The organism is Desulfonatronum lacustre DSM 10312, from assembly GCF_000519265.1.
Taxonomy (GTDB): domain Bacteria; phylum Desulfobacterota; class Desulfovibrionia; order Desulfovibrionales; family Desulfonatronaceae; genus Desulfonatronum; species Desulfonatronum lacustre.
Window position 1 is genome coordinate 3,206,596 of sequence record NZ_KI912608.1, and the last position, 22,477, is coordinate 3,229,072.

The window sequence follows — 22,477 nt, forward strand, 5'->3', positions numbered from 1 at the left end:
GACCATCGTCGTTACGGCTGATCAGCTCTTTTCAGGGAAAGAGAAATCCGGCGACGCTCCAGGTCCACTTCCAGGACCCGGGCCCGGACGTGTTGCCCTGTCCGGACCACCTCCGCGGGATCGCGGACGAAGCGGTCCGCCATCTGGCTGACATGGACCAGCCCGTCCTGGTGCACGCCAACGTCCACGAAGGCCCCGAACCGGGTCACGTTGGTCACGATGCCCGGCAGGACCATGCCCGGAGAGAGGTCTTCCGGACGATGCATGCCCTCGGCAAAGGCAAAGTGTTCAAATGTCGGACGGGGATCCCGCCCGGGCCGGTCCAGCTCGGCCAGGATGTCGGTCAACGTCGGGAGCCCCGCTTCTTCGGACAGGTACCGATGCGGATCAATTTCCGCCCTGATCCGGGCATCCTGCATCAGTTCGCACACTTCGGCGCCCACGTCCCGGGCCATGCGTTCCACCAGGCCGTACCGCTCGGGATGCACGCCTGAGGCGTCCAGGGGATTGTCCGCGTCCCGAATCCGCAGGAAGCCGGCGGCCTGCTCAAAAGCCTTGGGCCCGAGCCGCTTGACCCGGAGCAGATCCTGTCTGGAATCGAATGGTCCGTTTTCACTTCGCCAGGCCACGATGTTTCTGGCCAGGGCCGGCCCCAGCCCGGAAACAAAGGACAACAGGGCGGCGCTGGCCGTGTTCAGCTCCGCGCCCACCGCGTTCACGCAACTGACGACGGTGTCGTCCAGGGCCCGCTTCAACGCCGCCTGGTCCACGTCATGTTGGTATTGGCCCACGCCGATGGCTTTGGGATCGATCTTGACCAGCTCCGCCAGGGGATCCATCAACCGCCGCCCGATGGACACGGCGCCGCGCACGGTCAGGTCCAGATCCGGAAACTCCTCCCGGGCGATGTCCGAGCCGGAATACACCGAGGCCCCGGATTCGTTGACCAGGACCACAAAGACGCCTTGCATCCCCAGGGAGCGGACAAACGCTTCTGTTTCCCGCCCGGCGGTGCCGTTGCCCACGGCCACGGCCTGGATGGCGAATCGCTCCACCAGCTCCCGGATGCGTCGCGCTGATTCCGTCGTCTGTCGTTCCGACCCCACCACGAACACGGTCTCGTGATGCAGCAGTCCGCCCTGCTCATCCAGGCAGGCCAGCTTGGCCCCGGTGCGAAATCCCGGGTCCAGGGCCATGATCCGCTTGCGGCCCAGGGGCGGGGACAGGAGCAGCTCGCGCAGGTTCGCGGAAAAAACCGCGATCGCCTCCGCATCAGCCCGGGTTTTCAGGTTCGCCCGCAGTTCCGTCTCCATGGCAGGCGCGAGCAGACGGCGGTATCCGTCCTGAACAGCCAGTCGCACCTGTTGCGCGCACGCTCCCTGGCCGCGTACGAAGCGGCGTTCCAGCCCGGTCGTGGCCAACGCCTCGTCCGGACGCACCTCCACGGAAAGAACGGCTTCCCGTTCGCCCCGAAACAGGGCCAGAATCCGATGGCCGGGAGCGGTTGCCGCGGGCTCCTCCCAGTCATTCCAATCCCTGAACTTGACCGCCACAGCCGGATCGACCTTGGCCACGCCCCTGGCCGGACGGGATCGCAGCCGGGCCTTGGTCGTGAACAGGGCGCGCATCGCGGCTCTGGCTCCGGGATCCTCGGAAATGCGCTCCGCCAGGATATCCCTGGCCCCGGCCAGGGCCTGTTCCGCTGTTTCCACGCCCTTGGGCGGATCAACAAAGGAGGACGCGGCACCAACCGGGTCCGCCGTGCGCTGTTCCATGAGCAGGTCGGCCAGAGGTTCCAGCCCTTTTTCCGCGGCCATCATCGCCCGGGTGCGCCGCTTGGGTCGATGGGGAAGATAGATGTCCTCCAGTTCGGTCAGGGACCGGGCCCCCTCCAGGGCGCCGCGCAAGGCATCGGACAACAGCTCCCGCTCCTCCAGGGAGGCCAACATGGCGCCGCGCCGCTTGTCCAGATCAGCCAGGGCCTCCAGCCCGTCGCGCACCTTGCGCACGACCACCTCGTCCAGAGAACCCGTGGCCTCCTTGCGATACCGGGCGATAAACACCTCGGTGGAGCCTTCCCGGAGCAAATCCGCGACGGCCTGAACCTGTCGCGCCGTCAACCCGAGCTGCGCGGCCACCTGATTGATATGAGTCAAAATGCGTTGTTCCTCTAAAAGAAGTGTCACTTGTTGTCGCGGTCCCTGTTCCATTGCTCCAATTTCCCTTGAATGAACTCCACGATGTGCGCGTGCTCATCCTTCCCCGCTCCGGTGACCGTCATGGGTTCATGGAAGTGGAAATGGACGGTTTTCTTCGGGTCTATCTTTCCAAAATCCTTGAGAAGTTTTCCATTGCCCCACGCATCGGTCTGCAACGCGAACGGAACCACCTGGACCCCGGCCCGTCTGGCCAGCTTTACCCCCATGGAGTTGAATTTCTGGGGATCGAACGCCGGTTCTCGGGTCGACTGGGGAAAGACCACAATCGAGATACCCTTCTCCAGCCGTCTGCCGCCTTCCTCCATGACGGTCTTGTAGTCATCCCGCGGATTTTGGCGCTCAACCACGACCGGATCGCGGGCGATCAGCACATGTTTGAACACGGGATACTCCACCAGGCTCCGCTTGACCACAAAGGTGACCGGCCGGTGCGGCTGGATGATCGATGGCAGGACAAACGTCTCCAGGGTGCTCATGTGGTTGCCCACGAAAACGCATGGGGAGTCGAGCTTCGCCAGAAGGGAAACGTTCTCTATCTTCAGGCGGACCCCGACGCTTTCCAGGGCAGAGCAGATGGCCCGGCTGCTTTCGATCCAGGCTCGGCCGTCATACATCGACCGCTTGCCCTTTTTCGAAGCCCGAAAGATGATCCCGATCATCTTGGGATAGAAGATCGGGCTGGGAAAAGTTTTGGCGAACCAGGAGAGATTGCGGTACGGGGAGGTGTAATCTTCCGTCGGAAGGGCATCGAACATGCCGGGATTCCTTTTTTTAAATCGAGACGTCCAACTGTTTTCGGAAAAACTTACCGGGAATCGAAAAAAAGGCAACTTCGTTGTTCGAGGACTCGTTGATTCATGAATACGGGAATCGCACTGACATCTTCAGGCTTGTCGGGCGGCTACTTTCCGGGCTCAAACGCCGAACGCATGAACTCGATCTCCCGCCTGCTCGCTCCCCAGCTCGACCCTTCGTCTTCCCAACTCTGAACGGCCGCGGCAATGGCTTTGGCCAGCGTTTCGGCCTCCCTGGCTTCCACTCCGAATTCGGCGGCCACGTCAAAAGCCAGTTCCAGGCTGGCCGTCCCGTCTTGATAATCGATCCGGGTATGCAGGATGCGCGGTTTGACGTGTTCCGGAGTGGGTTCCAGATCGTAAAGAGGAGAAAGCCGCCAGCCTTCCGGTCCGGAATAAAGAAAGGCATGGTTGCGTAAATGGTCGTCCACATTGGCGATCAGAATATTGAACACCAATCGTTTCCAGAGTTCCTTGAGGTCCGCTGCCGGTCGCGCACCATATTCGCGCAGAACCTCGGCGATCTCCAGATAGCTGCCGTGCTCTCCGTCGGATGCCCCGAGCATGCTCAAGGCTGAGAGAAAAGGAATTCGGGAGCCATCGGCGTTCCGATCAAATCGACGCAGGAGCAGGATGTTCTTGTCGGCTATCCGCTCCAGACGCACGGCTGGCACGTTCAGGCCGGCCTTGTGCGCCAGGCGATGGGAGACGAACTCCCAGAGCTGTACATCGTGGTCATCGCCGCTGTTGGGAAACTTGGCCACCATCAGTGTCCCGTCGTTGTCCAGCACCGATGCTTTGGGCCTGGCTCCGCCCAGTGAGGAGCCGGGGCCGACGAGTTGCTTGAGGTCGTCATCTTTTTCCGTACGCGACGTCGTCCGTTCGGCGGCTGCCAGAAGACGGCCGAGACGGACCAGGGGCGGGATGGGGTCATTTTTGTCGGTGGCCAGAAACGGCCCTTGCTTGTGCAATGAGAAACGCAAAGCGCCCTGTCTGGCCAAATCGTTGACCATGAGCAGATAGTCCGCCTCCAGGAGCATCCGAGGTGCACGCTGTTCCAATTTGGCCAACCGGGCTTCCCGACGATCCATCAAGGTCCGCCCCCAGCGGTCCGGGGCTGAATCACCAATGGCTCCGAACAAGGCCTTGTCCGTGTGAAACGTGCCTTTCCGTAGTTCCAGGGCGGGCTCCAGGGAAAAGCCCGTCGCGCAGCTTCTCCAGGCGTAATCGTATTCGAATGTGGCGCTTTGCCGACCCCTGGCTTCATGAACCCAGAGCGTGCCCACGAAAATTGGGCCGTTACGCGAGTCGACGTGAACGAAAATTTCCCTGGACAAGACGAGTCACTCCCCCAGCTTTTTCAAGCCTCGGGCGCGCTTGGGTAGTCGTTCGGCCTCAAGGGCCTGACCAACCGGGTCGTTGCCGATATCGGCCAGCCTCATCCATTTCGTGCCCATGCCCAAAGCGAAAATCACCGCGGCATAGGACCCCATGCCCACCCCGGGATCGCCTTTCTGGATTTTAGCCAAGGTCTCCCGACTGATCCCGGCCCGTTCCGCTACCAGGGCCATTTTCAGCCCGCGACGCAATCTGGCTCTGCGGAGGTCTTCTCCGAGGTGGACAAGCCCTTGACGGACGCTGAGCGGAGGTTTGAGTTTCGGCATGATATGCTCATAAAAATTGGCATGAGATTAGATAATGCCAAAGATCTTCATCATTAAATAAAAAGGGTAAACCTCGTTACAGATAATCGTTTCTGCCGAAGCCACGGCCCTGTTCGGGGCATCTGTGCCGTTATGCCTCTTTCAATTTCTTCTTGGAGGTAGCAGGGTTTACCCAAACTTACTCTTCCGCAAAGGCCATTTGAGGGGCATAGTGCCGTATCACCCGGCCTGATGCGGCAAATGGATGTCTGGTCGGTAACCAAACTCGACCAAAGCGAGAGAATAAAACGTCGGTTGCGGGCAACATTTCATAGCACCTGGATTTCTCAAGCCGGGATGTTCATCTCCGTGCTGAGATTTAACGAGTCTGTTGAGCTATGCCTGTCAAACAATATGGACCTCTCCCCAAGTTCTCGCCTATTGCCTTTCTTGCAACATGCCTCGCTGTATCAAATCAATATTTTGACTCGGACAGATCCGGACCACGGATTATCAATCGACAAGTTTCCAAATAGAACTTGGGCCTCTTCCTGATCGACGCACATATGAAGCGGACTTGAGAAAGGCACTTGTCTGTGATGTATGCTTGAAACCAAGATGGTGTTTTATGTCAGCATTGCTCGCCTTGCGGTGGCGCATGAGATACTTATACATTGCTACATGCTTCGAACTTGTAGATGTTACTCGAAATAACTTGGTAACACTTAAAATTTTTGTCCATTCCTGCTTACAACGAATGAAAATTCCTGCCTTTATCCCACAAAGCTCAACACTGGCTAGCTTTTCGGTAGCTCGTTCTATCGCTTCCCAAGGATTGTCAACAAATTTGGCCAACTGTTTCATTAAAACTTGGACAGACACTGCACCTATTTCATAAACAGAATTCAATATTAATAACTCAGAAATTCCATACTCTTCCACATCGTCATTTGCCAGAACAAATACGCCAATACGTAAAAACTCACCTTGCATTGATACTTCAATACTATCATCAAGTTCTGTAAATTTAGGGAATGCACGTCCATATCTTAGAGAGTTAATGCTCATCCGTAAAACGCCCATTCCTGCTCTGTCAACTAGATTGTATTCCGTAAGTAGTTTAGCAAGTGCCTTGTTCCTGTGTCGAGGTTCGTGTTTTGCTATATTTTCAGCAGTAACACCACCATAAAAAATTCCTGGACTTGTGATGATGAGTTTGTCTGAAGTGAAATTCACGGAAACCATGCCATCGACGGCATAATCACGATGGACAAGTGCGTTCAGATATGCCTCATGAAATGCGATTTTGTCTAGAAGTTGAAATGTGTACTTTTTTTCTTGAAACACAATTAGTTTGAATTCGTTACAGACGTCAAAGTGTGTCTTACACGTTTTATAGTCTCCCAAAGGCAATCCTCCCAGACATCATTAATGTGGAGACATCCCGATGTGGTCTTACGAGAATATCGATATTCATACTTTCCCAAGTGCTTCCGTATCGCGGTGGCCTTGCCAAGGAACAGAAGGCCACTTTTTGTTAAGATACCGTTACATGTAGCGCCAATAGCCTCCAGAAAGGATGCCCTATTTATCCCGTCTATCTTCCTACGAGTGAGAAAATCTGTAAGAGCCTCTAATACAGCGCTTTCGTTAAGCAATTCACTTGGATCGCCATCGATATATTCGGCGCTCCAATCATAGTCTTGGAGGTTCTTGACAGCAAGTTTAATTTCGTCTGGTGTCATGGGACGGCTGGACTTGCCGTCACGGATGCAAACCTTTCCGCTAGTTGTAGCAACAAGCGTATCTCGCCGTCGCGGAATTTGGATCACTAAGTAATTTTTCCCATCGTAGGGAACCATAGCAATTTCAATATCAACTGCTGGCTTTAGTTTACCCCGTAGTCTTTCTCTCGTTGTATGAATGTCAATAGGACAGAAACCAGCAAGTTGATCCTGCCATCGACCGTGAGTTATATTGCTGCTATCCTTGACTCCGATTAATATAATACCACCCAAATGGTTCGCTAGCGCTGAAATTTCCTCCGCTAAGTCTTTGGCATTGTGAAGCGCACTTTCTGAAGCATAATGTTTAAATTCAAGTATGTCGGATTCGTACTTTTCGCTCGGTTCGTTCCTTAGTTTTTCGAACAACTGTGCGTATTGTGTTAAGTTCATGCTCTTCTCCCGATTTCGTAATTGTTCCTATCGTGGTGCTGTATTGTAAACTCGCTGCTTGTCAAGGGGTCAGATTATTTTTTTCTCTAATGATATTTTTGATCGCTGTGGCAGTAGGAACTCCCTGTACCGCAGACTGTGGTGCAGGGGCAATAAGTATGATGGGCGAGGCGTCAAACTTGCGGCCATTGGCGGTGCCGGTGAGGTCGGCTACCAGGGCGGCAAGTAGATTCTCGCCAGCGGTGCGAGAGGCGGCAAGCCGGGCTTCCAACTCGTCCACCAAGGCCATCAGTTGATCCACTTTGGCCACGATCCGGCGTTGTTCAGCGAGGGGAGGAAGGGGAATTGGCAAGCTGCACATAACAGTGCGCCCAACGTTTTTCATTGAACTACTGGTACCGGATGCATTGCGGGCATAGTACGCGCGTGATTGATCGGATGAATTCGCTAAGTTGATGAATGCTTTATCAATCTCATCCGGAAAAGTGAAGCGGACGATTTTGTCACTCATCATCAGGCGTGGAGGTGTTTGGCCGACAACAACGCTTCGGGCGACAAGTTCTTCTGTATTGGCTCTTGACAATAGAAAGTCACCAGGGCGAACCTCACAACCAGGGCGTGCATCGACTCCTAGCGGAAGAGCCTTATTTTCCTCTGGTTTGAAGACGCTCCAAGAAACTGCGCTGACTTTCAGAACACCCCAATCAGTTCCTGATCGTGCTTGGGGCACGCATTGCGGGCTCCAGCCCGAATCGCTGGAAAGGGAAATGTTCCCTAGGCGGACCCAGGTCCAAGAAAACGGGACTTCGTACGGGACGTCGTCCTCTAATACCGGCTCGTATTGTTTTGCCTTCATTGCTTGCCGAATTTTGGAAATACGAGTGATCAACTCCTCCACCGGTTCATCATCCGGATATTGAGGCACAAGTTTCCCCTGCACCGCCAGGGTAAGGATGGTTTTGCGCAGGTCGGCGGGTGTAATCGTGTACGATGGATGGAAAAGAAAATTGAGGTTGGCCGGGGTGGGGGCGTCGGCAAAGCGGGCCAGGGTAGCGCGGGCGAGGTCGTTGTGTTGGGTTTCCCGTTCCTGCTGCTGCGCCTCCAGTTGATCACACAACGCCATCAACTCATCCACCTTGGCCACGATCCGCTTTTGTTCAGCGAGGGAAGGGAGGGGAATTGTTAGCTCTTTCAGTGTATTGGAGTTGACTGCGGCCTGATTGATCCATCGAGTACAGATTTTCGCAAAGTAGCCGCTATTGCGGAGCAGGGTGAGATAGTAAACCACGTATCCCGGATATATGCCTTCCTTGAGTCGAAGCCGTGTGATGTGATTGCTGAAACCGTAGTCATAGTCGTGATCCACCAAGCTCGTTTTGCCCACAAGCTCCTGGCTGTTCGTGTTGTTGAAAAGAATGTCGCCTTGGCGAATCGAAGCCTTCTTGGCATCTATCATCTTTGGATCAACACGGACAATCAGGTCAAAATTCAACGTTCCCAGAGTGGAGATGTTGTGGGTGCGTAGGTGAACGTGACCATCCGCGGTTTGGTGGCTTCTGGAACACGCGAAGCCCGGAGTTATTGAGGAACAAATTGATGCAATTGTCTGATCCTTCCATTCTGACAATAAACCGTCATGATCGAGCATTCTGCCTGTGAACCCGCCGGAGAATGCGAGGCGCAGCACCAGCTCCCGCATCTTCCCCACCGCTCCCGGCGCGTCGGCGAACAGCTCGAATTTCTCGAAAAACGTTTCCAGTTTCATGAAGCCTGCTCTTTTCCGGATTCTTCGCTGTCCAACACTTCGCGGTAGCGTGGACATAGTTGGCGGTAGATCAATTGTGGTGTCGCTGTCTCCACAATCTGAGATTCGGGAGTCACTGACTCCCGAATTGGGATCAGCAGAAAATCACTCAGAGGAAAAAGCGCGTTAAAACCCGCTTGCGCTTTCATCGGCTCAATGCCTCCATCAGCTGGGCCTTCAACTTCCCCCGCGTTGCGGCAATCTGTTCCAGCAGCTTTTCGTACTCCGGCAGCAGTTGCTCCACGTCCCCCGGGCCGGTGTCGGCATTGTGCGGATTTTTCAAATCCAGGTTGTAGTTTCCGGCCTTGATCTGATCGATGGGTATGCGCCAAGCTCGTTCGTTCTCCATGCGACCGGCGAAGCCGTCCTGTTCCCTCCCCCACCACGCACGCTCGGCTTCGAATTCCTCGATGCGGATGGGTTTGCCCTTGTTGTAGCTTTTGGCTCCGGGCGGGTACGGGTGCTCGTAGTACCAGACTTCCCGGGTGGGTGCGCCCTTGGTGAAGAACAGGAGGTTGGTGCGGATGCTGGTGTACGGGTTGAAGACGCCGTTGGGCAGGCGGACGATGGTGTGCAGGTTGCACTCGGTGAGCAGGGCTTCCTTGATGCGTGTTTTCACGCCTTCGCCGAACAGGGTGCCGTCGGGCAGGACGATTCCGGCGCGTCCGCCGGGTTTCAATATCTTCATGAGCAGGACCAGGAACAGGTCCGCCGTCTCGCGGGTCCGGAACTCGGCGGGGAAGTTGGCTTCGATGCCGTCCTCCTCCATGCCGCCGAAGGGCGGGTTGGTGACGATGACGTCCACGCGCTCCCTGGGACTCCAGTCGCGCAGGGGGCGGGCCAGGGTGTTGTCGTGGCGGACGCCCACAGGCACGTCGATGCCGTGCAGAAGCAGGTTGGTGATGCACAGGACGTGGGGCAGGTGCTTTTTCTCGATCCCGGCGAAACAGACCTGGATGCGCTGTTCGTCCGCCGCGCTTTTGGCCTGTTTGCGCAGGTGCTCGATGGCGCAGACCAGAAAGCCGCCGGTACCGCAGGCCGGGTCGAGGATGGTTTCGCCCAGGCGCGGGTTGACCTGTTCGACGATGAATTGGGTTACGGCCCGGGGAGTATAGAATTCCCCCGCGTTTCCGGCGGACTGCAAATCCTTGAGTAGCTTTTCGTAGATGTCGCCGAACATGTGGCGATCATCCGAAGCGTTGAAGTTGATGGCGTTGATCTTGTTGATCACCTGGCGCATCAACGTGCCGTTTTTCATGTAGTTGTTGGCGTCCTCAAAGGACATCCGGATTAGGCCGCTGATCTTGTCCCCGCCCACGGTTAGGGACTTGAGTTTGGGCAAGAGCGCGTTGTTGACGAAATCCAGCAGCGCCTCGCCGGTGACGCCCTCCTCGTCCGCGGCCCAGGCGGACCAGCGCAGATTCTCCGGCAGGGGCGAGCGGTAGGTGTCGCGGAGAAGCTGCATCTCCTTTTCGCGGTCGTCGAAGATCTTCAGAAAGAACATCCAGCCGAGCTGTTCCAGGCGCTGGGCGTCGCCGTAGGTTCCGGCGTCCTTGCGCATGATGTCTTGGATGGATTTTACGATGCCTGAGATGTTGGGCATTAATTTACAGGGGATGGTTCAAAATGGGTGAGCAGGTTGTTCCTGGCCGCGATGTTTCCGGCCACGGCCAGTTGTCGGACTTCCTTGTTGATGCGTTCTGCCAGTGCGTCCTCAGCCATATCCAGTTCGTAGTCCATCTGCAGGCCCAGCCAGAAACTGGAGGAATTGCCGAAGTATCTGGAGAGCCGCAGGGCCGTATCCGCCGTGATGGCGCGTTTCCCGTGAATGATCTCGTTGATCCTGCGCGGGGAGACCGCAAGATCCCTGCCCAGCCGATTCTGGCTGATGGCCAGCGGCTTGAGGAATTCCTCTTCCAGAATCTCACCAGGATGTACGGGAAGAATTTTCTTCATTTCTCACCCCTTGTGATAATCGACGATCTCAACGTCATGCGCGCCGCCATCGCGCCAGACAAAGCAGATTCGCCATTGGTCGTTGATTCGGATGCAATGCTGTCCCTGGCGGTTGCCCATGAGAGCTTCCAATCGATTTCCCGGGGGGATGCGAAAATCATCAAGGCTTGAGCTGCGATTCAGCATTCGCAGCTTCCGGAAGGCGGTTCTCTGGTTTGCCAGACGTGCTTCCTCGAATCGTTTTTCCCTGGATCAAGCACAAGGCATGCATCGTGTCAACGCGCTCGGTTACTTGACGCGCTCACGTCCAAGTCATTGCCAGCACCGACCAATCCGACTATTCTTGTGCCCTTAATTCGCGCTTGAACCGCGTAACGTCCCGTCGTTTATACTCCTTGCCCGTTTAGTCTCAGGAGGTTCCGCTCATGGAAGTCGCCGCCGTGGTTGACCAGGTCGCCAATCTACAGATTCTGAATCAATTTTTGCTGTCCCTGTTTTTGCTCATCCCCATGGTTCTGGTGGCCAGGACGGCCGTGGCCGGAACGCGCTATTCGCCGATCCTGATCATCGTCATTTTCGGCCTGACCATGGGCTACGTCCTTGTCTCCAGCGGCGTATCCACGCCGGGATTGCCTCAGTTTTCACTGATCGACCTGATCAGCCGCTCCACGATCGTCGCCCTGACCGTCTCTTTTTTCGTGGGCGGACAGGAACTGCGCAAGATTTTGGGGGGCATCGAGCTGGACCCGGACGACATGGTGACTCCGTCCCAGGAAGAAACCTTCCTGGGTACGGGCCGGACCCAATTGATCTTCATCGTCCGGGCTTTTTTTCTGCTCATCGGGATTGAGGCCTTGTACCGGTTGACCCTGGGGTTGAGTTTTTCGGACCTGAGCCGATTCTATCCGCTGATCGCTTATCTCGGCTTGGTGGGCGCGGTGATCATGATCGACCACAAGGCCCAGGTGACCAACAAGCGGCTGTACATCAAGATGGGCATCGTGGAAATGGTGGCCATTCTCGGCATTCTTCTGGGGTCCTACACCATCGCCATGTGGATCAAGCCGCTCATCGCCTTGCCGCAGATTTTTTTCGCCATGATCATCTCCGCCGGGCTGGGAGCGCTGATGTACCGCTGGCGTTTCGGGCCGACGATCCGGGCCTTGCTTTTCGCCGGAATTCCCGTGGTGTTGGCGGCCAATTTCATGATCGGTGGGTCACGAATCACCGAGGCCTTCGCCATCACCGGGATGAACGCGGTACTGGCCTACGGCTTTTTCGGTCAGATGTTCTGGATGTTCGGCGGCATTGCTCTGCTGATGCTCTTCGGGAAGACCGACCACGCCCGAAATTTGGCTCCGGGTATGGCCGGGGCATTGTCTCACTCCGGCCTGACCGGGGCCTGTACGGCTGGAGATCTGGGAAAAACCGCGGCCTACCGGGCGCCGATCATGATCAACGTCCCGTTTTTCGGGCACATTTTTGTCTTTTCCGTTCTGGCCATGAGCGCCCAACAGGGGAGCCTGATGATGTGGCCCTCGCTGCTGATCGTCCTGATCGGAGTGGGCCTGACGATTTATTCGCTGAAAACCATGGGCAAGGCCGACGGCAAGGACGCCAATGAGGTCAAGGGGCTGATGCAGTTCTCCTTCGGCTGGCAGTTGTGCGCGGTGTTCGGCGGTTTCGTGCTGCTCAGCGCTGTCGGCATGCCCTTGGGCTTCACGGCCATGTCCGTCTCCTCGGGTATTTCCCACTTCGGTCTTTTTGCCGCCACCCAGGGTGGAATGTTCGGTGAGGAAGCGGCTTTGCTGATCCCCTTCATCTTTTCCATGCCGTTTTTGGTCCATCCCCTGGTCTTTTTCATGTTCGGACGAGCCATGGAAAGTGATGGTGAAATGCCCCGCATTCCAGTCTTCATCCTGGCGGGCATCGGCTTGCTGGGCGTGCTCTATTCCATGATTGCGGTATAACAACAGTCCGTTGAACCATCCACCACCATGTCCGACCATCGCGTAACCAAGTTCGCCATTCCGGAAATCATCTTCGGCCAGGGCAGCATCGGCTATCTGGCTCAGTGCTCTCGTCGGCTGGGAGCGAAGCGGGCCCTGTTGGTCACGGACCAGGGGCTGATCGATTCCGGGTGGGCCGGGCATGTGATGGATATTCTGCGGGACGACGGGGTGGACTTCGTGCTTTTCGACAAGGTCAACTCCAATCCCCGGGATTATCAGGTCCATGAGGGCGCGGATCTGTACGTCCGGGAAAAGGCCGACGTGATCATCGCCCTGGGCGGGGGCAGTCCCATGGATACGGCCAAGGGCGTGGGGACCATCGTGGGCAACGGCGGACGGATCGCGGACTACGAAGGGGCGAACCGGATCATGCGGCCCCTGCCGCCGATGATCTTCATCCCCACCAACGCCGGCAGCGGTTCGGACATTTCCCAGTTCTGCATCATCACGGATGTGGAGCGGCAGGTGAAGATGTCCATCATCAGCCGGTCCCTGGTGCCCAACGTTTCCATCATTGATCCCAACCTGTTGATGACCAAGGGCGATCAGCTGGTCGTGTCCTCGGCCATTGACGCCCTGGCCCACGCCATCGAGTCCTTCGTCTCGCCCCTGGCTTCGCCCTTTACGGAAAATCAGGCCTTAAAGGCCATTGAGCTGATCGCCAAAAATCTTCAACCCGCCCTGGAGAACCGAACCCCTGAACTCATGGAGCAGCTCTCCATCGCCAGCACCGCCGCGGGGATGTCCTTCAGCAACGCCGGATTGGGCATCGGCCACGCCCTGGCGCACTCCCTGGGCGGAATCTTCGACACCCTGCACGGCCTGGTGCATCCCATCGTGCTGCCGGCGGTGATGCGCTACAATCTCCCGGCCTGTCCGGAAAAGATGTGCGCCATCGGGCGGATCATTCAGGGTAATCCGAAAAGCTGCTCTTCGAGTCAGGGAGAAGAAGGCATCGCCCAATTGGAGGAACTGTTCGCCCGGCTGGACGTGCCGCACCGGATGCGGGACATCGTACCCGACGATTCCAAGCTGGAACAGATCTGCCGGATGGCGGTGCACGACGCCTGCATGTTGACCAATCCCCGCAAGGCCGACTGGGAGGATCTGTTGGCCATTTGCCGGGAGGCGTGGTGATGGTCCAACCCACGGACCTGCAGGATCTGATCGGCATCGAGCACAGCAAGCTCGGCTTTTTTCAGGAACTGCGCCAAAAGGTCGAGGAACTCAAGGAGTCCAACAAGCGCTCCGAGGAGCAGCGCCGGGAAATCGCGGCGATTCTGGACGGGATCACGGACGTGATGATGGTCTTGTCCGAGAATCTGCGGATCATCTCGGTGAATCACGTCTTTCGGCATTTGTTCGATGATCCCCATCCCGAGGGAAAGTTCTGCTATGAACTTTTCCGTCATGAGGATCACCCCTGTCCGGAGTGTCCGGCGTTTCGTTCCCTGGCCACCAACTCCGTCTGCCGAGACACGGCCATCTTCAAGCTCAAGGGCCGGAACCTGCAATTCGAGATGGTGGCCTCGCCGCTGAAGAATCCTGAGTGGCCGGAACATAGGGTATTGATCTTCAAGCGTGACGTGACCTTGGAGAAGGAGTACCAGGCCAAGTATTATCAGGTGGAGAAGATGGCCACCATGGGCATGCTGGCCGCCGGCGTGGCCCATGAGGTGAACAATCCCATGGCCGCCATCCGCGGCTTCGCCGAAGGCCTGCAGCGCCGTCTGCCGCGGATCGAGGGAGAGGTGGACCCGGAGCTGGCCCAGGATTTTCGCGAGTATACGGACATCATTCTCAAGGAATGCAATCGCTGCCAGAAGATCATCCAAACCTTGCTGACCTTCAGTCGGCCGGTTTCCGCCGCCTTTTCCCCTCTGGCCCTGAACCAGATCGTCACGGACACTCTGCGCCTAGTGGACCATCATCTACGCAAGCGCGTCGGATTAAAGATCGACCTGCGTCTGGCCGACGAACTGCCGCTGATCTACGGGGATGAATCCCAGCTCAAGCAGGTGATCCTGAATCTGCTGGTCAACGCCCTGGACGCCATCCAGGGCGAGGGGACCATCCAGATTCGAACCAGCTTCGTGGGCGAGGCGGAGGTCTGCCTGTGCGTCGAGGACACCGGCTGCGGCATTCCTCCGGAAAATTTGGACAAGATGTTCGAGCCCTTTTTCACCACCAAGCCCGTGGGTAAGGGAATCGGGATCGGGCTGGCCTCGTGTTACAGCATCGTCCAGGAACACGGCGGGGATATCTCCGTCGTCAGCGAGGTGGGCAAAGGGTCCCGATTCACCGTCTGTCTCCCATTGAACGCGAATGAAGGATCTCGTGAGCGAACACTATTCGGTCCTCGTCGTTGACGACGAGGAATCCATTCTCAAGCTGTTTCAGAAGGAATTCTCCCGACCGGAACGGAGCATTCACGTCGCGCCTTCCGCGGCCCAAGCCCGACAGTTGTCCCGGCGCAACGTCTACGACGTGGTGATCCTGGACATCCGCCTGCCGGACGCGGACGGATTGGACCTGTTCACCGAGTTCAAGGAACGGCTCCAGGATGTGGAAATCATCCTGATTACCGGCCACGGCAACATCGACAACGCGGTCCAGGCCATGAAGCTGGGGGCCTACGACTACATCACCAAGCCCTTCAATCTGGACAAGCTGGAATTGGTCATCGAGCGGGCTTGGCAGCGGGCCTGCATGCAGCGGGAAAACCGCGGCTATAAGCTGTCGTCGGTCAACCAGCGGGCGCACCGGATGGTGGGCACTTCGGAGAGCATTAAACAGATCCGTTATCTGGCGAGCCGGGCTGCCCCCACGGATGTCCCGGTCCTGCTGACCGGGGAAAGCGGGGTGGGCAAGGACGTGGCTGCCCAGGTCATCCATTCCGACAGCAAGCGGGCGGACAAGCCGTTGATCATCAAGAACTGCGCGGCCCTGGTCAAGGAACTGGCCCGCAGCGAGTTGTTCGGCCACGTCAAGGGCTCTTTCACCGGGGCCACGGAATCCCGCGATGGCCTGATGGCCTTTGCCCACAAGGGCACGCTGTTCCTGGACGAAATCGGCGAGTTGCCCATTGAGGTCCAGGCCTCGCTGTTGCGGGTTCTGGAGAACAAGACCTATCGCCGGGTGGGGGAAAAAGAGGAGCGGACCATCGACATCCGGTTCATCTTCGCCACCAGCCGCAATCTGTTCACCGAGGTGGAGGAGGGCCGATTTCAGGAGGCTCTGCTGCACCGGATCAACGTCTTCAACATCCATACGCCGCCCCTGCGGGAGCGCAAGGAAGACATCCCGCTGCTGGTGGAGCACTTTCTGGCCAGTTTGCCTTCCACGCCGACCCGCTACCGGATAACGGACAAGGCCATGCACTGTCTGCTGAACTATTCCTGGCCCGGCAACGTGCGCGAACTGCGCAACGTCTTGGAGCGGAGCATGATCCTGGCCGACGAAGGGATCATCTCGGACCGGGCCTTGCCCCGAGAACTGGTGGACCAATCGCCGCATTTGGAGGACAGGGCGGACGGCGATGGGCTCTTTTCCCTGCGGGTCATGGAGCGAGAGCATATTACGCGGGTTTTGAGCCATTTCGAGGGCAATCGGCAGCAGGCGGCCAGGGCCATGGGCATCGGTCGGAAAACCCTCTACCGGAAAATGAAGGAATACGAACTGAACTGACGAGATTGTTTGTGTATCTTTTTGACCCAGGGGAGGGCTTGTCCCGTGTCAAGGTGATACACGGTTTTTAACCATATGAAGAATAAAGCTATTATTTGTCTTGGGCGGGAGGTTTGTTTCTGGAAATGGTGGACTGCTCCTCGCCGCGTCCTCCAAAATGTCCCCTTGGAGTCGGGGCATGGCGCGGAGATGTGAACGACCTATTCGAATTTGCTGGATTTTTTTGTATGGCCCGGAAGTTGCTTAAGGGGAGCCAATAGTCGCTGCAGCGGAAAGCAAGCGTGAATGTTGTGTTTCTTCTCCCCTTTAACCAAAAGGATGGTTAGCATTATGGCCGTACGTGAACAAGTTTATGGATTTTTCATTCCCAGCGTGACATTGATCGGCATCGGCGCCCACAAGGAAATCCCCGCCAAGATCAAGGCTCTGGGCGGCAAGAAACCCCTGCTGGTCACCGACAAGGGCATCACCGGAATCGGCATGACCGACCAGATCGTGAAGTTGCTCAAATCCGAGAAGATGGATTGCGTGGTCTACGACGACACCATCCCCAACCCCACGGACGAAAATGTCCACGCCGGCGTTGAAGTCTACAAGAAAAACAAGTGCGACAGTCTGATCACCCTGGGCGGCGGCAGTTCCCACGACTGCGGCAAGGGCATCGGCCTTGTCGTGGCCAACGGCGGCAAGATTCACGACTTCGAGGGCGTGGACAAGTCCACCAAGCCCATGCCTCCCTATGTGGCCGTGAACACCACCGCCGGTACCGCTTCGGAAATGACCCGCTTCTGCATCATCACCGACACGTCCCGCAAGGTGAAGATGGCCATCGTGGACTGGCGCGTCACCCCGGGCGTGGCTGTTGACGATCCGCTGCTGATGATGGGCATGCCCCCGGCGCTGACCGCCGCCACCGGCATGGACGCCCTGACCCACGCCGTGGAAGCCTATGTTTCCACCATCGCCACCCCGATGACCGACGCCTGCGCCGAGAAGGCCATCGAACTGATCTTCCAACACCTGCGTCCCGCCGTGGCCAACGGCCAGGACATCAACGCCCGCGAAGGCATGTGCTACGCTCAGTACCTGGCCGGCATGGCCTTCAACAACGCCAGTCTGGGCCACGTGCACGCCATGGCTCACCAGTTGGGCGGCTTCTACGACCTGCCTCACGGCGAGTGCAACGCCATCTTGTTGCCCCACGTGGAGAAGTTCAACCTGATCGCCAAAGTGGAACGCTTCGCCAAGATGGCTCAGCTGATGGGTGAGAACATCGAGGGTATGAGCCCCCGCGCCGCCGCCGAGAAGGCCCTGGATGCCATCAAGCAGCTTTCCACCGACGTGGGCATCCCCTCCGGCCTGGTCGAGCTGGGCAAGCGCTACGGCAAGGACGTGAAGAAGGAAGACATCGCCGTGATGACCGGCAACGCCCAGAAGGACGCCTGCGGGTTCACCAACCCCCGGTGCCCCAAGGACGCCGACGTGGCCGCCATCTTCGAGGCCGCGCTGTAAGACTCGCTTTTGTGGTTTGGGCAGGAAGGTCGGGCCGTTGGCTCGGCCTTCCTGGTTTTGAGTGGTGTTCACGGTTCAGGAGTTCAACGGTTCAGCGGTTGACATGGAAATTGCCGGACAATTCAAATGTTCCGCCGTCGTCAGGTATCTACTCAGCACATTTTGTATCCGCCCTTGCTCCGGCAATCGGGAGTCGGGGTCGCTATCGGAATCGGAACAGGAAAAATTTTGAACGCTTCCCAGCGATTTCGATCCCGATACCGATCCCGACTCCGACCCCGACAACGGCATTACTCTATGCTGAATAGTTACGTCGTCAGTATGTCTTGAACGGCTTAATTGAACCGTGAACCATGATCCAATCAGATGTCGAGGAGGTCCGGTCGTTGACGAAGTTCGTTCGGGTACGCTACCTGACTTGCTTTCAAGGGTCCGATCTCCTTTTCCTCTGATTCCCCCGCCAACCCTCCCTCCAAGGAGCCGAGAACACATGGAAGTCGTCGACATTCATGCTTCGTGCGATCACGAATTCATAGCCCAGGTCGAAGCGGAGAGCGAACAAAAAGTCCGGCTCTGCTATCAGTGCGGCAACTGTACCGCCGGGTGTCCGTACACCTTTGTTTATGACATATCGGTCAGCCAGGTGATGCGCTTGTTGCAGGCCGGTCAGAAAGAGCGCCTTCTCTCCTGCAAGTCCATCTGGCTGTGCGCCACTTGCGAATCCTGCACCACCCGCTGTCCCAATGAAATCGACGTGGCCCGGATCATGGACGTGCTCCGGCACATGGCCCGACGCGAAGGCTACGCCACGGAGAAGAACGTGAAGACCTTCTGGGACACGTTCCTGGGTTCCGTGGAAAAGCACGGTCGGGTCTTCGAGATGGGCCTGCTGGCGACGTACGTGGCCAAGACCGGTCGGTTCTGGACGGACATGGACCTGGGCCCGAAGATCCTGCCCAAGGGCAAGCTCTCCTTCAAACCTCATGAAATTCAAGGCAAGGACAAGGTCGCCGAGATTTTCAAACGCTTCAGGGAGATGCAGCAATGACCAAATACGCCTATTATCCCGGTTGCTCCGGACAGGGCACCTCCCAGGAGTACGACTCCTCCACCCGGGCCGTCTGCCGCGCCCTGGGCGTGAATCTCGTGGATATCCCGGACTGGAGCTGTTGCGGCTCCACCCCGGCGCATACCGTGGACCATCTGCTCTCTTCGGCCCTGGCGGCCCGCAATCTGGCCCTGGCCGAGGACCTGGACGCGGCCGCGGTGATCACGCCCTGTCCGAGCTGTCTGACCAACCTGAAGGTCGCCGTGCACCGGATGGGCGATCGGGAGTTTCGGCTTCAAGTGAACAAGCTGTTGGACAAGCCGGTGGACCGAACGACCCCGGTAAAGTCCGTGCTGCAGGTTCTGGCCGAGGACGTGGGGCCCGCCGCCGTGGCCGAGATGCTCCCGAACAAGCCCCTGGCCGGGCTGAAACTCGCCCCGTACTACGGGTGCATCATGAACCGCCCCCCCGAGGTGATGCAATTCGACGACCATGAGAATCCCACCGCCATGGACAAACTGATGGCCGCGTTGGGCGCGGAAGTGTTGCCGTTCCCATTGAAAGTGGAGTGCTGCGGCGCCTCCTTCGGCATTCCGCGCAAGGACATCGTGGCCAAGCTTTCCGGCAAACTGCTGGAAGCGGCCGCGGACCTCGGGGCCCACGCCGTGGTCACGGCCTGTCCGCTGTGCCAGATGAATTTGGATCTGCGTCAGGGCCAGGCCTCCGCCGCCATGGGGCGTAAATTTCAACTGCCCGTGTTCTACTACACGCAGTTGATCGGTCTGGCCCTGGGTGTTCCGCAAAGCGAACTGGGGTTGTCCAAACTTTGCGTCAATCCCCGGCTGGCCCTTGACGCCATGCACGCGGCACAAGCCGAGAAACGAGAGCGGGAAGCCAAAAACGAGGCCGGCAAGCAACAAGCGCCCCAGGCCAAGGCCGCCTAGCTGTCCGTTGCATTTGGAATTTTTGAGTAACTACTCAGCACAAAATAATTCTGTTGCCGGGGTCGGAATCGGAATCGGAATCGGGATCGGGATCGAAAACGCTGGGATGCGTTCTAAATTCTTTCTGTTTCGATTCCGAATCCGATACCGACCCCGATTGCCGGAGCAAAAACGGACACAAAATGTGCTGAGTAGATACATTTTAGAACACGAACAGCAAGATACGTTTTTTTCAACACTCAGCTAGAGCGTAGGGCGAAGCTGGAGGAACGTTCATGAAGATTGGAGTTTTCATCTGTCACTGCGGCAGCAATATCGGTGGGACGGTGGACGCGGCCAAGGTCGCCGAGGCCGCTCGCGCCTTTCCCGACGTGGTTTTCACGTCGGATACCATGTACGCCTGTTCCGAGCCGGGACAGGACGGCATCATCCAGGCCATCAAGGACAACCAGCTCGACGGCGTTGTGGTGTCCTCCTGCACGCCCAGGATGCACGAGCCGACGTTTCGGCGCACCGTGGAACGGGCCGGGCTGAACCGGTTCATGTTCGAGATGGCCAACATCCGCGAGCACGTCTCCTGGATCGGCAAGGACAAGGAGGCGAACACCAACAAGGCCATCGAACTCACCGGCATCGCCGTGGAAAAGCTGCGCCGGGATCAGCCCCTGTTCGCCAAGCAATTCGACATCAACAAGCGCGTCTTGGTCATCGGCGGCGGAGTGGCCGGGATACAGGCCGCCCTGGACTGTGCCGACGGAGACCGGGAAGTGATCCTGGTGGAGCGCGAATCCACCATCGGCGGCAAGATGGCCAAGCTGGACAAGACTTTCCCCACGGTGGACTGCAGCAGCTGCATCCTCGGGCCGAAGATGGTGGACGTTGCCCAGCACCCCAAGATTCAGCTCTATGCCATGTCCGAGGTGGAAGAAGTCGGCGGGTACGTGGGCAACTTCGAGGTCAAGATCAAGCGCAAGGCCCCCTACGTGAATTGGGAATTATGCACCGGTTGCGGCCTGTGCATGGAGAAATGTCCGAGCAAGAAGTCCCTGGATCACTTCAACGAACAGGTGGGCACGACCACGGCCATCAACATCCCTTTTCCCCAGGCCATTCCCAAAAAGGCCGTGATCGACCCGGAGTTCTGCCTCAAATTCACCAAGGGCAAGTGCGGGATCTGCGCCAAGGTCTGTCCGACCAATGCCATTGTCTATGACCAGCAGGAAGAGATCGTCACCGAAAGCGTCGGGGCCATTGTCGCGGCCACGGGCTACGACCTGTTCGACATTTCCAAGTACGGTGAATACGGCGGCGGACGTCTGCCGGACGTGATCACCGGCTTGCAGTACGAGCGGCTGCTCTCGGCTTCCGGTCCCACGGGCGGGCACGTCAAGCGGCCTTCCGACGGCAAGGAGCCCAAGACCATTGTTTTCGTGCAGTGCGTCGGCTCCCGGGACAAGAGCGTGGATCGGCCCTATTGCTCGGGCTTCTGCTGCATGTACACGGCCAAGCAGGCCATCCTGACCAAGGATCACATTCCGGATTCCACGTCCTACGTCTTTTACATGGACATCCGTGCGCCGGGAAAGATGTACGACGAGTTCACCCGCCGGGCCATGGAGGAGTACGGTACCCAGTATGTCCGGGGCCGGGTCTCCATGATCTACCCCAAGGGCGACAAACTGCTGGTCCGGGGCGCTGATACCCTGATGGGCACCCAGGTGGAGGTGGAGGCGGACCTGGTGGTCCTGGCCGCCGGGGCCGAAGCCGCCGTCGGCGCGCCGCAGCTGGCGGAAAAGCTGCGCATTTCCTACGACAAATACGGTTTTTTCATGGAGAGCCACCCAAAGCTGCGGCCCGTGGAGACCAACACCGCCGGGGTGTACCTGGCCGGCGCGTGCCAGGGACCCAAGGACATTCCGGCCTCCGTGGCCCAGGGCAGTGCCGCCGCGGCCAAGGTTCTGGCCTTGTTCGCCAAGGACAAGCTGGAAAACGACCCGATGATCTCCTTCGTGGACATCAAGCGCTGCGTGGGCTGCGGCAAGTGCATCCAGGTTTGCCCCTTTGGCGCGATCAAGGAAGTGGACTTCCGGGGCGAGCCCAAGGCCGAGGTCATTGAAACCGTGTGTCAAGGCTGCGGTCTGTGTACGGCCACCTGCCCCCAGGGCGCGATCCAGCTCTCCCATTTTACCGACAACCAGATTCTCGCCGAGGTGAACGCCTTATGTCAGCTCTAGCCGGAAAGGAACTTCGTATCGTTGGATTCTTGTGCAATTGGTGCTCCTACGGCGGGGCGGACACGGCCGGGGTGGGACGGTTTACCCAACCCACGGACCTGCGGATCATCCGCGTGCCCTGCTCGGGCCGGATCAACCCCCTGTTCGTGGCCAAGACCCTGCTTTCCGGGGCCGACGGCGTTCTGGTCTCCGGCTGTCACCCCCGGGACTGCCACTATGCCGAGGGGAATTTCTACGCCCGCCGTCGGCTGGAAGTCTTCAAGCGGCTTTTGCCGACCATGGGCATTGACCCGGACCGGTTTGAGTACACCTGGGTTTCCGCTTCCGAAGGGCAACGGTGGCAGAAGGTGGTGACCTCCTTCACGGAGCAGATTCACAAGCTCGGCCCGGCCCCCCGGTTCGGCTTGACTCCTGATCAGAACCCGGCAACCGCGGCGGCGTGCTAAG

At 57.9% G+C, this 22,477-nt stretch carries 19 protein-coding genes and 1 pseudogene; 9 read left to right on the plus strand and 11 right to left on the minus strand.

The window, feature by feature from the left end; translation table 11 throughout:
• Positions 1–11 precede the first annotated feature (11 nt).
• The 11 genes and pseudogenes from DESLA_RS0115140 to DESLA_RS0115190 form a co-directional block, all read right to left on the minus strand.
• Positions 12–2,210 carry a Tex family protein gene (locus tag DESLA_RS0115140; RefSeq protein ID WP_084032111.1) on the minus strand — a complete coding sequence of 733 codons (2,199 nt, stop codon included), beginning with the start codon at positions 2,208–2,210 and terminating at the stop codon, positions 12–14.
• Entirely contained in the window at positions 2,183–2,974 is a 792-nt protein-coding gene (locus DESLA_RS0115145; RefSeq protein WP_028573115.1) for a lysophospholipid acyltransferase family protein, read from the minus strand. The genes DESLA_RS0115140 and DESLA_RS0115145 overlap by 28 nt, the downstream gene beginning before the upstream one ends.
• Positions 2,975–3,120: 146 nt before the next feature.
• Positions 3,121–4,350 carry a type II toxin-antitoxin system HipA family toxin gene (locus tag DESLA_RS0115150; protein WP_028573116.1) on the minus strand — a complete coding sequence of 410 codons (1,230 nt, stop codon included), beginning with the start codon at positions 4,348–4,350 and terminating at the stop codon, positions 3,121–3,123.
• 6 nt (positions 4,351–4,356) lie between these two features.
• Positions 4,357–4,677 carry a helix-turn-helix domain-containing protein gene (locus tag DESLA_RS0115155; RefSeq protein WP_028573117.1) on the minus strand — a complete coding sequence of 107 codons (321 nt, stop codon included), beginning with the start codon at positions 4,675–4,677 and terminating at the stop codon, positions 4,357–4,359.
• A 492-nt stretch (positions 4,678–5,169) separates the two neighbouring features.
• Positions 5,170–6,003, minus strand: coding sequence for an ATP-binding protein (locus tag DESLA_RS22575; protein ID WP_084032112.1), 834 nt, complete (start codon positions 6,001–6,003; stop codon positions 5,170–5,172).
• Between the two features lie 2 nt (positions 6,004–6,005).
• On the minus strand, positions 6,006–6,833 hold the full coding sequence (locus DESLA_RS0115165) for an AlbA family DNA-binding domain-containing protein (RefSeq protein ID WP_028573118.1): 828 nt from the start codon (positions 6,831–6,833) through the stop codon (positions 6,006–6,008).
• Positions 6,834–6,894: 61 nt separating this feature from the next.
• On the minus strand, positions 6,895–8,598 hold the full coding sequence (locus DESLA_RS21950; RefSeq protein ID WP_051434740.1) for a restriction endonuclease subunit S: 1,704 nt from the start codon (positions 8,596–8,598) through the stop codon (positions 6,895–6,897).
• Positions 8,595–8,786: a hypothetical protein gene (locus DESLA_RS23240; RefSeq protein WP_028573119.1), complete on the minus strand. Its 192-nt coding sequence runs from the start codon at positions 8,784–8,786 to the stop codon at positions 8,595–8,597. The genes DESLA_RS21950 and DESLA_RS23240 overlap by 4 nt, the downstream gene beginning before the upstream one ends.
• The gene (locus DESLA_RS0115180) at positions 8,783–10,240 is read right to left on the minus strand and encodes a type I restriction-modification system subunit M (protein WP_028573120.1); all 1,458 of its coding nucleotides are present in this window, start codon (positions 10,238–10,240) and stop codon (positions 8,783–8,785) included. Before DESLA_RS0115180 ends, DESLA_RS23240 begins: the two co-directional genes overlap by 4 nt.
• Complete coding sequence (locus DESLA_RS20845) at positions 10,240–10,593, minus strand: HigA family addiction module antitoxin (RefSeq protein WP_051434741.1); 354 nt, start codon at positions 10,591–10,593, stop codon at positions 10,240–10,242. The genes DESLA_RS0115180 and DESLA_RS20845 overlap by 1 nt, the downstream gene beginning before the upstream one ends.
• A gap of 3 nt (positions 10,594–10,596) precedes the next feature.
• Positions 10,597–10,797, minus strand: a pseudogene (locus DESLA_RS0115190) (type II toxin-antitoxin system RelE/ParE family toxin); the annotation flags it as partial.
• Positions 10,798–11,018: 221 nt separating this feature from the next.
• On the opposite strand from DESLA_RS0115190, the gene DESLA_RS0115195 reads away from it, so the two are divergent.
• The 9 genes from DESLA_RS0115195 (at position 11,019) to DESLA_RS0115235 (ending at position 22,476) form a co-directional block, all read left to right on the plus strand.
• Complete coding sequence (locus DESLA_RS0115195) at positions 11,019–12,563, plus strand: hypothetical protein (protein WP_028573122.1); 1,545 nt, start codon at positions 11,019–11,021, stop codon at positions 12,561–12,563.
• 27 nt (positions 12,564–12,590) lie between these two features.
• Positions 12,591–13,742: an iron-containing alcohol dehydrogenase gene (locus DESLA_RS0115200; RefSeq protein ID WP_028573123.1), complete on the plus strand. Its 1,152-nt coding sequence runs from the start codon at positions 12,591–12,593 to the stop codon at positions 13,740–13,742.
• Positions 13,742–14,974 (plus strand): two-component system sensor histidine kinase NtrB, encoded by a 1,233-nt coding sequence (locus DESLA_RS0115205; protein WP_028573124.1) that lies wholly within the window; start codon positions 13,742–13,744, stop codon positions 14,972–14,974. Before DESLA_RS0115200 ends, DESLA_RS0115205 begins: the two co-directional genes overlap by 1 nt.
• Positions 14,943–16,292 carry a sigma-54-dependent transcriptional regulator gene (locus DESLA_RS0115210; protein ID WP_028573125.1) on the plus strand — a complete coding sequence of 450 codons (1,350 nt, stop codon included), beginning with the start codon at positions 14,943–14,945 and terminating at the stop codon, positions 16,290–16,292. The genes DESLA_RS0115205 and DESLA_RS0115210 overlap by 32 nt, the downstream gene beginning before the upstream one ends.
• Positions 16,293–16,622: 330 nt before the next feature.
• Positions 16,623–17,804 (plus strand): iron-containing alcohol dehydrogenase, encoded by a 1,182-nt coding sequence (locus tag DESLA_RS0115215; protein ID WP_028573126.1) that lies wholly within the window; start codon positions 16,623–16,625, stop codon positions 17,802–17,804.
• Between the two features lie 490 nt (positions 17,805–18,294).
• Positions 18,295–18,852, plus strand: a complete 558-nt coding sequence (locus tag DESLA_RS0115220) for a 4Fe-4S dicluster domain-containing protein (RefSeq protein WP_028573127.1) — start codon at positions 18,295–18,297, stop codon at positions 18,850–18,852.
• On the plus strand, positions 18,849–19,796 hold the full coding sequence (locus DESLA_RS0115225) for a CoB--CoM heterodisulfide reductase iron-sulfur subunit B family protein (protein ID WP_028573128.1): 948 nt from the start codon (positions 18,849–18,851) through the stop codon (positions 19,794–19,796). Before DESLA_RS0115220 ends, DESLA_RS0115225 begins: the two co-directional genes overlap by 4 nt.
• A 275-nt stretch (positions 19,797–20,071) precedes the next feature.
• Positions 20,072–22,030: a CoB--CoM heterodisulfide reductase iron-sulfur subunit A family protein gene (locus DESLA_RS0115230; RefSeq protein ID WP_028573129.1), complete on the plus strand. Its 1,959-nt coding sequence runs from the start codon at positions 20,072–20,074 to the stop codon at positions 22,028–22,030.
• On the plus strand, positions 22,018–22,476 hold the full coding sequence (locus tag DESLA_RS0115235; protein ID WP_028573130.1) for a hydrogenase iron-sulfur subunit: 459 nt from the start codon (positions 22,018–22,020) through the stop codon (positions 22,474–22,476). Before DESLA_RS0115230 ends, DESLA_RS0115235 begins: the two co-directional genes overlap by 13 nt.
• Position 22,477 lies beyond the last annotated feature (1 nt).

What these genes read in the sequence shown, in the direction of transcription:
- DESLA_RS0115140 (WP_084032111.1), bottom strand. Translation starts at nt 2,210, where the DNA reads ATGGAACAGGGACCGCGACAACAAGTGACACTTCTTTTAGAGGAACAA.
- DESLA_RS0115215 (WP_028573126.1), top strand. Translation starts at nt 16,623, where the DNA reads ATGGCCGTACGTGAACAAGTTTATGGATTTTTCATTCCCAGCGTGACA.
- DESLA_RS0115180 (WP_028573120.1), bottom strand. Translation starts at nt 10,240, where the DNA reads ATGCCCAACATCTCAGGCATCGTAAAATCCATCCAAGACATCATGCGC.
- DESLA_RS0115155 (WP_028573117.1), bottom strand. Translation starts at nt 4,677, where the DNA reads ATGCCGAAACTCAAACCTCCGCTCAGCGTCCGTCAAGGGCTTGTCCAC.
- DESLA_RS20845 (WP_051434741.1), bottom strand. Translation starts at nt 10,593, where the DNA reads ATGAAGAAAATTCTTCCCGTACATCCTGGTGAGATTCTGGAAGAGGAA.
- DESLA_RS0115205 (WP_028573124.1), top strand. Translation starts at nt 13,742, where the DNA reads ATGGTCCAACCCACGGACCTGCAGGATCTGATCGGCATCGAGCACAGC.
- DESLA_RS0115200 (WP_028573123.1), top strand. Translation starts at nt 12,591, where the DNA reads ATGTCCGACCATCGCGTAACCAAGTTCGCCATTCCGGAAATCATCTTC.
- DESLA_RS21950 (WP_051434740.1), bottom strand. Translation starts at nt 8,598, where the DNA reads ATGAAACTGGAAACGTTTTTCGAGAAATTCGAGCTGTTCGCCGACGCG.
- DESLA_RS0115230 (WP_028573129.1), top strand. Translation starts at nt 20,072, where the DNA reads ATGAAGATTGGAGTTTTCATCTGTCACTGCGGCAGCAATATCGGTGGG.
- DESLA_RS0115165 (WP_028573118.1), bottom strand. Translation starts at nt 6,833, where the DNA reads ATGAACTTAACACAATACGCACAGTTGTTCGAAAAACTAAGGAACGAA.
- DESLA_RS0115220 (WP_028573127.1), top strand. Translation starts at nt 18,295, where the DNA reads ATGGAAGTCGTCGACATTCATGCTTCGTGCGATCACGAATTCATAGCC.
- DESLA_RS0115145 (WP_028573115.1), bottom strand. Translation starts at nt 2,974, where the DNA reads ATGTTCGATGCCCTTCCGACGGAAGATTACACCTCCCCGTACCGCAAT.
- DESLA_RS23240 (WP_028573119.1), bottom strand. Translation starts at nt 8,786, where the DNA reads ATGAAAGCGCAAGCGGGTTTTAACGCGCTTTTTCCTCTGAGTGATTTT.
- DESLA_RS0115195 (WP_028573122.1), top strand. Translation starts at nt 11,019, where the DNA reads ATGGAAGTCGCCGCCGTGGTTGACCAGGTCGCCAATCTACAGATTCTG.
- DESLA_RS0115225 (WP_028573128.1), top strand. Translation starts at nt 18,849, where the DNA reads ATGACCAAATACGCCTATTATCCCGGTTGCTCCGGACAGGGCACCTCC.
- DESLA_RS0115235 (WP_028573130.1), top strand. Translation starts at nt 22,018, where the DNA reads ATGTCAGCTCTAGCCGGAAAGGAACTTCGTATCGTTGGATTCTTGTGC.